At 65.5% G+C, this 10,167-nt stretch carries 7 protein-coding genes; 4 read left to right on the top strand and 3 right to left on the bottom strand.

Annotated features, from left to right (window positions below):
• Positions 1-117: 117 nt before the first annotated feature.
• Together ACVOLJ_RS04630 and ACVOLJ_RS04625 are read right to left on the bottom strand one after the other, a co-directional pair.
• A complete protein-coding gene (locus tag ACVOLJ_RS04630; protein WP_475279027.1) occupies positions 118-2,739 on the bottom strand; it encodes a TonB-dependent receptor in 2,622 nt (873 codons plus the stop codon).
• 211 nt (positions 2,740-2,950) lie between these two features.
• Positions 2,951-3,928, bottom strand: a complete 978-nt coding sequence (locus ACVOLJ_RS04625) for a zinc-binding dehydrogenase (protein ID WP_481563581.1) — start codon at positions 3,926-3,928, stop codon at positions 2,951-2,953.
• Positions 3,929-4,406: 478 nt separating this feature from the next.
• On the opposite strand from ACVOLJ_RS04625, the gene ACVOLJ_RS04620 reads away from it, so the two are divergent.
• The 4 genes from ACVOLJ_RS04620 (at position 4,407) to ACVOLJ_RS04605 (ending at position 8,659) form a co-directional block, all read left to right on the top strand.
• Positions 4,407-6,719, top strand: coding sequence for a ribonucleoside-diphosphate reductase subunit alpha (locus ACVOLJ_RS04620; RefSeq protein WP_481563584.1), 2,313 nt, complete (start codon positions 4,407-4,409; stop codon positions 6,717-6,719).
• Positions 6,720-6,827: 108 nt separating this feature from the next.
• On the top strand, positions 6,828-7,868 hold the full coding sequence (locus ACVOLJ_RS04615) for a ribonucleotide-diphosphate reductase subunit beta (protein WP_481563580.1): 1,041 nt from the start codon (positions 6,828-6,830) through the stop codon (positions 7,866-7,868).
• Between the two features lie 13 nt (positions 7,869-7,881).
• Complete coding sequence (locus tag ACVOLJ_RS04610) at positions 7,882-8,361, top strand: flavodoxin (RefSeq protein ID WP_475279143.1); 480 nt, start codon at positions 7,882-7,884, stop codon at positions 8,359-8,361.
• Positions 8,333-8,659, top strand: coding sequence for a thioredoxin family protein (locus tag ACVOLJ_RS04605; RefSeq protein ID WP_475279024.1), 327 nt, complete (start codon positions 8,333-8,335; stop codon positions 8,657-8,659). The genes ACVOLJ_RS04610 and ACVOLJ_RS04605 overlap by 29 nt, the downstream gene beginning before the upstream one ends.
• 138 nt (positions 8,660-8,797) lie before the next feature.
• On the opposite strand, the gene ACVOLJ_RS04600 is transcribed toward ACVOLJ_RS04605, so the two are convergent.
• On the bottom strand, positions 8,798-10,129 hold the full coding sequence (locus ACVOLJ_RS04600) for an Nramp family divalent metal transporter (RefSeq protein WP_481563579.1): 1,332 nt from the start codon (positions 10,127-10,129) through the stop codon (positions 8,798-8,800).
• Positions 10,130-10,167 lie beyond the last annotated feature (38 nt).

The following is a 10,167-nucleotide window of genomic DNA, read 5'->3' as shown; positions in this document are numbered from 1 at the left end:
GGGCAAGGTGGCTCTGGTCGCGGTGATGCGCAAGATGCTGGTGATCCTCAACGCCCGCAAAAGGGATGCGGAGGCCCAGATGGCCTCCGCATGACAAGACAGTTGCTACAGCGGCGATCAGAACCGGTATCGCGCGCCGAGCGAAACGAACTGCCCGCGCAGGTTGTACTGGCTGATGTCGAAGCCGTTGGAGCCGCCGGCCGGATCGAACGGCGGATCCCGGTCGGTCAGGTTCAGCACCGACAGTGACAGCGTGGTGTTGGCAATACCTTCGTAGGCCACGTACAGATCCAGCTGGTGGTACGGCTTGATCCGGTCACGCAGCCCGGGGTTGCTGCTCGCCGTGGCCACGCGCTGGTCGTAGCCGCTCACGTACTGCACGCTCAACGTGCTGCTCCAATCGCCCACCGCCCAGTTCAGCGAGGTGGTGCCGCGGGTGCGCGGCAGGGCGCCGTGGCGGTTGTTGCCGGCGCCGTCATACGGCGCCTGCCCGGCCACCAGTGGCTGCTTGAAACTGAGCAGGTGGGTCCAGCTGCCGGCCACGGTGAAGTTGCCCCAGCCGTCGGTGCGGAAGGTGCGGTTGGCTTCCAGGTCGATGCCCGAGGTGGTCAGCTCACCCTGGTTGGCATACTGGTTGGTGATGATCTGGATGCGGCCCTGGGCATCGCGCTGCACGCGCCCGGGGAACAGCTCCGGATTGTTGACGATGAACTGCGCGCTGTCCGGCTTGACCAGGTTGTCCTGCTCGATGCGGTACCAGTCCAGGCCGATGCTGGTATCGACATCGGGCGACCACACCGCACCGACGTTGAGGTTGCGCGAGCGTTCGGCCTTCAGGTCGGGGTTGCCGGTGCGCAGGTTGGTCACGCCACGGCTGCCGCCAGGTTGCAGCGGATCGAACGGGTCGACCACCGAGCCGTAACTGATCGTCTGCCCGGGGGCGATCTCCGGCAGCGACGGTGCGCGGAAGCCACGCGAGAACGAACCACGCAGCAGCAGGCTGTCCAGTGGCTGCCAACGCAGGGCGAACTTCGGCGAGAACGCCTTGCCGAAATCATCGTAGTGGTCACCCCGTCCGGCCACCTGCAGTTCCAGCGTGCGATGCAGGGGCACGCTGAACTCGGCGTAGGCCGCACTGACCTGGCGCTCGCCATCGACAATGTTGATGGCCGGGCGCAGTTCGGTGCCCGACAGCACCTGTGCACTGGTACGTGCATCCAGTGATTCCTTGCGGAATTCCGCGCCCCAGGCGAAACCGATCGCGCCGGCAGGCAGTTCCCACAGCGAGGTGGACGCTTTCACGTTGAGCGCGTGCAGCTTGTACCAGCCCGGCCGCTTGGTCTGCAGCCGCAGATCGTCCAGCGCACCGGTGGTGCTGGACGGGTCGAGGAAGTTGTAGCTGCCACTGCGCAGGATCTGCTCGAAGGCATAGCGGTCAACGAAGTTGTCCACGTATTCGCGCTGCGCGCTCTGCGAGGTCAGCGCCGCCACTTCCCAGTCCCAGCGCTCGCCGCTGCCACGCACGCCTGCCAGGGCACGGTAGAACACCTGCGTGTTGTCTTTCAGGCGCGGGCCGAGATCGAAGAAGGTGTACTCGAACGGCAACGGCGTGCTGCCGGGATTGTCCGGATGGCCCACCGGCAGTACCGCAGCGATATCGGTGAGCGTACCGGTGGCCGGATTGTAGGCGCGCAGGCCGGGACCGACGGTCAGCGGTGCGCTGAAGATCTGGTCGGCCTTGTTGTGGCTGTACAGCACATCGGCGAAGGCTTCGATACTGTCGTTGAAGCGGTAGGTTGCGCTCAACGACGCCTGCAGGCGCTCCGCACCGGGCTGCAGCGTCTTGAACGGCTGCGCGTTGAAGGCGCAGGCCTGGCCGGGCAGGGTGCTGCCGAAATCGCTGTAGGAACGCAGTTCGCTGCCGTCAGGGCAGGGTGCGAACGGTTGCGGTGCACGCGGGTTGGCCAGCCAGTTGCCGCCCGCGGTTGACCAGCCGGCCAGGCGGCCACCGGCCTTGTCGCGGAAATCGCCGCTGCGCGTGTAGGCGCGCTGGTCGCCGTCCAGGCGATCGCGCTTCAACAGGTCAAGTCCCAGCAGCACGTTCCAGCCTTGCTGCTCCAGGTCGCCGAAGCCGGCAAGCAGGTTGGCCTTGCGTTCGTTCAAGCCGCCCTGGGTTGCAGTACCGAAACCCGCGCCGACCTCCACGCCCTGGAAATCGCGGCGCAGGATGATGTTGATGACACCGGCGATGGCATCGGAGCCATACACCGCCGAGGCGCCATCCTTCAGCACTTCGATGCGCTCGACCGCGCTGATCGGCAGTGCGTTGAGGTCGACGAAGGTGTCCTGGGTGTTGAGCGCGAAGCCGAAGTTGGCCACGCGGTAGCCGTTCACCAGCACCAGCGTGTTCTTCGGCGACAGCCCGCGCAGGCCGATCGAGGCCGAGCCGGCGGCGAAGCTGCCGGTATACTGCTCATCGAAGCTGTTGCCGGCGTTGGCCGAGAGGTTGCGCAGCACGTCGGTAAGGGTGGAACGGCCGGTCTGCAGGATCTGCTCGCGGGTCACCACCTGCACCGGATTGGGGCCGGCAGTGTCGCTGCGCTTGATGTTGGAGCCGGTCACCAGCACGGTGCCGAGGGTGGTGCCGTCCTTGCCGGTGTCGGCCGATTCAGCGGCGCGGGCAGTGCCGGCGGCGAGGGCCAGCGCGACTGCGCTGGAAAGCAGGGTGGTGCGATACATGGAAGCGACTGCGCCAAACGGGGGGAGGAGCCCGCAGTACCGCATGCGGGCCCCGGCGCCGACCAATGACGAAAGCGCATTCAGTTATACATCACAGGTTCTTAACGAAAGTCGGTGGGGCCGACAGACCTTAGGTGGTGCGGACCGTTGGTCCGCACGCTTCTGCAGGTTCAGAGCCCGTTCCTTCCGGAGAGGGATCCGGCCGACGCCCTCAGGCCCGCAACAGCACCTTGCCGCTACGGCCCGGCTTGCCACTGGCGGCGACCGCTGCTGCCACTTCGTCCAGCGCGAAGATGCCTTCCACCGGCAAGCGCAGCTCGCCGCTGGCTGCACGTGTCAGCAACTCACCGACCAGCCGGCGCTTGTCGTCCACGGACATGGCCTGGCTGACCTTGCTGCCCCAGAAGCCCTTCACCGTGGCCTGCTTGAAGATCACATCGCCGGAGGAGATCTGCATCGGCTGGCCGGTCATCGAACCGAACGACACCAGGGTGCCGCCCTCGCCGAGCAGGCCCATCAGGTCGCCGGCGGCGGTGCCGCCCACCGAGTCCACCGCTGCGGTTGCGCCGGCCTCGCCCAGCACCTTGCGCACCTGGTCCTGCCAGCCGTCCTGGGCGGTGGAAAAGACGTTGCCGATGCCCAGCGCACCCAGTTCTTCCACACCCGCATCGCGGCGCACCAGGTTGATCACGTTCACCCCGCGTGCGGCGGCAAGCATCGCCAGTGTCTTGCCGACGGCACCATTGGCAGTGTTCTGCACGATCCATTGGTCGCGCTCGACCTGCAGGAATTCCAGCAGCATCAGTGCGCTGAGCGGCATTGCGATCAGCTGTGCGGCGGTTTCATCTTCAATCGCATCGGGCATCGGAATCACCATCCGTGCCGGTGCGATGAACGCCTCGGCCCAGGTGCCATGCACCGACGCAGCGGCGACACGCTGGCCGATCTGCAGCCCCTGCACGCCTTCGCCGAGCGCATCGATGGTGCCCAGTCCTTCGCTGCCACCGATGGCCGGCAGCGGCGGCTTGTAGCCGTATTGGCCACGTACGGTCCACAGATCGTGGTTGTGGATCGGCGCCAGCCGTGTGCGGATCCGCACTTCACCTGCGCCGGGTTCTGGCAGGGCAGCATCGCCGGCGGCGAGGACAGTGGCGGGATCGCCGAAGGTGGTGTGCAGCGCAGCGCGCATGGGGCGGTTCCTCTGAAAGGGGTGTGGATCCGATGTGGGGCCAGTGTGGTGCGCGACAAGCGCAGGGGCATGCAACGGCGTGTCCTGCGACCGAGTGTCGCGATGGCGGGATATCCCTCATATTGTGTTGACGAGTTCTGTGATCCCCACTATGTTGTGGCCGTCACTCCCGGTCAGCCGCCGCCGCCGGACATGCAGCAAACGTCCCGCGGCCCGCCCCTGAAGGCTTGCCGTGTCGACGCGGCCGCCACCGTGCGGACGCAGGTCGCCCCCACGGCCCGGATACCGGCCGCAGGCGCAGGCAGATGCCGACGACCTACGTTCCCGTGCCCTGGCAATCCACCCGTTCGCCCCGTGCGCCGGTATCGCGTGCAGGGCCGCCATGGCATCGCCCGCCAAGCGCGCGCGTGCCTGGAGTTTCACCACCATGACCGACAGTACCTTCCGCGTGGCCGATCTGGCCGGCGCCGGCGACGCCATGCGCGCCGGAGGCGAGCGCGTGCCGACCTGGATCACCAAGGAAGCCGGCAATCGTCGCTTGCCGTTCGAGGCCGAGCGCCTGCTGCGCAGCATCGATGCCATCCATGCCGAGCTGCCGCAGCTGGATGTGGCCGATTACCGCCGCGTGGTGCTGGCGATGGTCGAGCGCAAATCCAGCATCAGTGCCGATGACCTGGTGGATCTGCTGATCCGCGAAGCCGAGTCGCGCGTGGATCTGGTCGCGCCGGAGTGGGAGCAGTTCGCTGCGCGCCTGTACCTGCGTCGGCTGTACAAGCGCGCCAGCCGCAATCGCTTCTACGACGTGAGCCTGAAATACGGTTCCTACGTCGGCCTGCAGGAAAGCCTGGCCGACCGGAGTGTCTACAGCAACGACATCCTGCGCTGCTATTCGAAGGAAGAGCTGCAGCAGGCCGGCGAGATGATCGACCCCGACCGCGACCGGTTGTTTGCCTACAACGGCCTGTACCTGCTGGCCACCCGCTACCTGGCCAGCGATCGCAGCCGCGAGGTGTACGAGCTGCCGCAGGAGCGCTGGCTGACCATCGCGCTGTACCTGATGCAGGAGGAAAAGCCACGCGAACGGCGCATGCAGCTGGTGGGCGAAGCGTACTGGGCACTGTCCAACCTGTACATGACCGTGGCCACGCCCACCCTGGCCAACGCCGGCAAGGTCGGCGGCCAGCTGTCGAGCTGCTTCATCGACACGGTCGATGACAGCCTGCAGGGCATCTATGATTCCAACACCGATATCGCGCGGGTATCCAAGCACGGCGGCGGCGTGGGTGCGTACCTGGGCTACGTGCGCAGCAGCGGCGCACCGATCCGTGGCGTGCCCAATTCCTCCGGTGGCGTGGTGCCGTGGATCAAGCAGCTCAACAACACGGCCGTGTCGGTCGATCAGCTGGGCCAGCGCAAGGGCGCGGTGGCGGTGTACCTGGATATCTGGCACCGCGACATCGAAGCCTTCATGGACCTGCGCCTGAACAATGGCGACCAGCGCCTGCGCGCGCACGATGTGTTCACTGCCATCTGCGTGCCCGACCTGTTCATGGAAGCGGTGGAACGCCGTGCCGACTGGTACCTGTTCGATCCGCATGAAGTGAAGCAGGCCAAGGGCTGGTACCTGCAGGACTTCTACGACGAGAAGCGTGGCGCGGGCAGTTTCCGCGACCGCTACGCCGAACTGGTGGCCGACGAGCGCATCAGCCGGCGCACGGTGCGTGCGATCGACCTGTTCAAGCGGATCATGCTGAGCCAGCTGGAGACCGGCAATCCGTTCCTGTTCTACCGCGATGAAGTGAACCGCAGGAACCCGAACAAGCATGCGGGCATGGTGTATTCCAGCAACCTGTGCACCGAGATCCTGCAGAACATGAGCCCGACGCGGATGATCCAGGAGATCGTCAGCGGGGATCAGATCGTCACCACGCGACGTGCCGGTGACTTCGTCGTCTGCAATCTGTCCTCGATCAATCTGGGCCGTGCCATCACGGCATCCGACGATCTGCTGGCCAAGGATGTGCTGGAGCGGCTGATCCCGATCCAGGTACGCATGCTCGACAACGTGATCGATCTCAACGCGCTGCCGGTACCGCAGGCCACGATCACCAACCGCAAGTATCGCGCGATCGGCCTGGGCACTTTCGGGTGGCACCATCTGCTGGCGCAGCAGGCCATCCAGTGGGAATCGCCGGAGGCCGAAGACCTGTCCGACAGCCTGTTCGAGCGCATCAACTTCCTGACCATCCAGGCCAGCGCGCAGTTGGCCAGGGAAAAGGGCAGCTACCCGATGTTCGTGGGCAGCGACTGGCACACCGGTCGCTACTTCCGTGACCGCGACTACAGCGGTGCGGCCTGGGACAGCCTGGCGGCCGAGGTCGCCAGCCACGGCCTGCGCAATGGCTGGCTGCTGGCGGTCGCACCCAACATGAGCACCGCGCAGATCGCAGGTTCCACCGCATCGATCGACCCGATCTACAGCGCGTTCTACTACGAGGAAAAGAAGGACTTCCGGCGCCCGGTCGCCGCACCGGGGCTGTCGCTGGAGACCTGGCCGTACTACGAGAAGGGCGCCTACAAGGTCGACCAGTTCGCCAGCGTGCGGCAGAACGCGCGCCGCCAGCGCCACGTCGACCAGGCCATCAGCTTCAACCTGTACGTGCCCAGCACGATCCGCGCCAGCACGTTGCTGGAGCTGCACCTGAGCGCGTGGCGGCAGGGCCTGAAGACCACCTACTACGTGCGCTCCAACGACATCGACATCAGCGAATGCGAGTGGTGTTCCAGCTGATCGGCGCCCGTACCGCACGGTTGCGCCGGGCCATGCCCGGCGAGCGCACCGCGCGGGAATCGTACATTCCGCCGGGCATGGCCCGGCGCTACCCCTGCAGGTAAAACCATGGCAACCCCGCTCGACCGCATCAAGATCCTCGAACCCCGTCATCCCAACCGCAGCACCGGCATCATCAACGGCCGCACCAGCGGCATCCTCAACTGGAACGACATCCCGTACCCGTCGTTCTATCGGGCCTACAAGGAGCTTTCGACCAACTTCTGGATCCCCGACGAGGTCGACATGAAGCTGGACGCGCGCCAGTACGGTGAGCTTTCAGGGCGCGAGAAGAACGCCTACGATTCGATCATCGGCCTGCTGGCCACGCTGGATTCACCGCAGACGCGCTTCATCTACAACGTGGCCGAGTACATCACCGACCCGGCCGCGCATGCCAACGCGGCGATCATCGGCCAGCAGGAGGTGATCCACAATGAAAGCTACAGCTACGTGCTGGCCTCGATCACCGATCTGCCGAACCAGAACCGGGTATTCGAGCTGGCCCGCACGCATCCGACCATCATCAAGCGCAATGCGCCGATCATGACCGCCTATGACGACTTCATGCGCGAGAAGACCGCCGAGACACTGCTGAAGTCACTGATCCAGTCCTCGATCCTGGAGGGCATCAATTTCTACTCCGGCTTCGCCTATTTCTACAACATGGTGCGGCAGAACCGGATGACCGGCACCGGCAAGATCATCAGCTTCATCAATCGCGACGAACTGGCGCATACCAAGTTCATCAGCGAGCTGATCCGCGCCATCATCGGCGAGAACCCGGAACTGCAGACCAACGAGTTGACCGCCTACGTGCACCAGTCGTTCGAACATGCCATCGAGCTGGAAACACAGTGGTCGGCCGAGGTGCTGGATGGGATTGATGGCATCGACGTGGACGAGATGGTGCGCTACGTGAAGTACCGCGCCAACAAGATGGCCGGCATGCTCGGCATCGAGCGCCTGTACAGCGACACCACCGACAACGTGATGCCGTGGATCAAGGCCTACGCCGACAACTTCACTGAAACCAAGACCGATTTCTTCGAGATGCGCAATGCAAGTTACAAGAAGACCAACGTCGACAACGGCTTCGACGACCTATGAGCCCGGCGTGGCGCTGAGCATCCTTGTGGTGGTTGCCTCGTTGAGCGGCAACACCCGCGAGCTCGGCCGGCACATCGCCGAGCGTTGCCGTGCCGCCGGCCATGCGGTGCACTGGCACGAGGCCGACGACCCGCGCCAGGCCGCGCCGCTGGGTGTCGACGAGGCCGACCTGGTGTTGCTGGGCTGCTGGACCGACAACGCCGGGCGCACGCCTTCGGAGATGAAGGCGTGGGTGGCCGGTATCGCCGAACGTGGCGAGCGGCCGCGCCAGCTGGCGGTGTTCGGCACCGGTGAAACGCAGTGGGGGCAGGAGTACTACTGCGGCGCCGTGCACCGGCTGATCCGATACTTCCGCAGCGACTACCCGCCGCTGGAGATCGAACAGATGCCGCATGGAGAACGCCATGCCGTGGCCATCGACGCCTGGACCGATGCGGTCCTGGCCCACTACCGGAGTACGACCGATGCAGATCATCGACGCCACCACGCCTGAGCAGTTCCAGCAGCTGCTGGCCGAACACCCAAGGGTGCTGGTGGATTTCCACAAGCAGCAGTGCCCCGGCTGCCGGATGCTGGAGATGTCGCTGCATCGCGTGGCGACCAGCAGCGCGGGGCAGGGCACCACGCTGCTGCGGGTGCAGCTGGAAGTGCTGGGCGAGGCGTTCTTCCGCGAACTGGGATTGCGGCAGACGCCGACGCTGTCGCTGTTCCGTGACGGCGATGAGCGGCAACGCCTTGCGGGGTTCCAGTCACCGCAGCAGATTGAAGAGGCGATCGCGTTGCACCTGTAACGCGCCATCCACGCATGGCGTGGATCTACTGCAGCAGCCATCGGCCTTTCGCGCGGTGCGCGATACAGAATCATCCACGCATGGCGTGGATCCACCGCAGTCGCCATGGGTAGCGCCGGGCCATGCCCGGCGGCGCTGTCACGCTCCAGTGAACGTATCCACCAGCAGCTTCACGTTCAACACCACGATCACCAGCGCGATCACCCAGGCGATGCTGCCCAGCCAGCGCGGTGCCACCAGTGCGCCCATCGTCACCTTGTCGGTCACGATCCGCACCAGCGGAATGATCGCGAACGGCAGCTGCATCGACAGCACCACCTGGCTCAGCACCAGCAGCTTCACGGCCCCCTGGTCGCCGAACAGCATGATCACCACCACCACCGGGATGATCGCCAGCGCGCGGGTGATCAGGCGCCGCAGCCAGGGCGGCAGGCGCAGGCGCAGGAAGCCTTCCATCACGATCTGCCCGGCCAGCGTTGCCGTCACCGTCGAGTTGAGCCCTGAAGCCAGCAGCGCGACCGCGAACAGGGTCGACGCCAGGCCGACGCCCAGCATCGGCGCCAGCAGCTGGTGTGCCTGCTCGATGTCTTCCACGTCGAACCGGCCGTTGGCATGGAACACCGCAGCGGCAAGAATCAGGATGCTGGCGTTGATGAACAATGCCAGGGTCAAGGCGATGGTGCTGTCGGTGACCGCCCAGCGCAGCGCGCTGCGACGTCCTGCATCGGTACGCGGGTATGCGCGGGTCTGCACGATGGATGAGTGCAGGTACAGGTTGTGCGGCATCACCGTGGCGCCGATGATGCCGATGGCGATGTACAGTGCGTGCGGATCGGTGACCACCTGCGCGCGCGGAATGAAGCCGCCCAGCACCTCCATCACCGGGGGGGCGGCCAGCGCGATCTGCACCATGAAGCAGCCGAAGATCACGATCAGCAATGCGATCACGAACGCTTCCAGTGCGCGGAAGCCGCGGTTCATCAGCAACAGCACCAGCAGGGTGTCCAGTGCGGTGATGACGGCGCCCCACAGCAAGGGCAGGTCGAACAGCAGCTTCAACGCGATGGCCGTGCCGATCACTTCAGCCAGGTCGCAGGCGATGATCGCCGCTTCGCACAATGCCCATAGCGCCAGGTTCACCGGCTTGGGATAGCGCGCGCGGCAGGCCTGCGCCAGGTCCATGCCGGTGGCGATGCCCAGCCGCGCCGACAGTGCCTGCAGGATCACCGCCATCAGGTTGGAAATGAGGATGACCGAGAGCAGCAGGTAGCCGAAGCGCGAGCCGCCGGCCAGGTCGGTGGCCCAGTTGCCCGGATCCATGTAGCCGACCGACACCATGTAGCCGGGCCCGACGAACGCCAGCAGCCGGAACCACCAGTGGCCCTTGTCGGGCACCGCCACCGACGCGTTGAGCGCACCGAGGCTGGCCGCGGGGGAGGCCGGGGAGTCAGGGTGCGTGCGGGTATCCATGGCGCCTAATATAGCCTCTGCTATATGGCATAGCAATG

The organism is Stenotrophomonas sp. STEN046 (assembly GCF_056759755.1).
The sequence above is the reverse complement of the archived record's forward strand: the minus strand, read 5'-3'. Positions and strand labels throughout refer to the sequence as shown.

Coding starts and splice junctions, on each gene's coding strand:
- ACVOLJ_RS04630 (WP_475279027.1), bottom strand. CDS start 2,739: ATGTATCGCACCACCCTGCTTTCCAGCGCAGTCGCGCTGGCCCTCGCC.
- ACVOLJ_RS04625 (WP_481563581.1), bottom strand. CDS start 3,928: ATGCGCGCTGCGCTGCACACCACCTTCGGCGATCCCGCCACTGTCCTC.
- ACVOLJ_RS04620 (WP_481563584.1), top strand. CDS start 4,407: ATGCGCGCCGGAGGCGAGCGCGTGCCGACCTGGATCACCAAGGAAGCC.
- ACVOLJ_RS04615 (WP_481563580.1), top strand. CDS start 6,828: ATGGCAACCCCGCTCGACCGCATCAAGATCCTCGAACCCCGTCATCCC.
- ACVOLJ_RS04605 (WP_475279024.1), top strand. CDS start 8,333: ATGCAGATCATCGACGCCACCACGCCTGAGCAGTTCCAGCAGCTGCTG.
- ACVOLJ_RS04600 (WP_481563579.1), bottom strand. CDS start 10,129: ATGGATACCCGCACGCACCCTGACTCCCCGGCCTCCCCCGCGGCCAGC.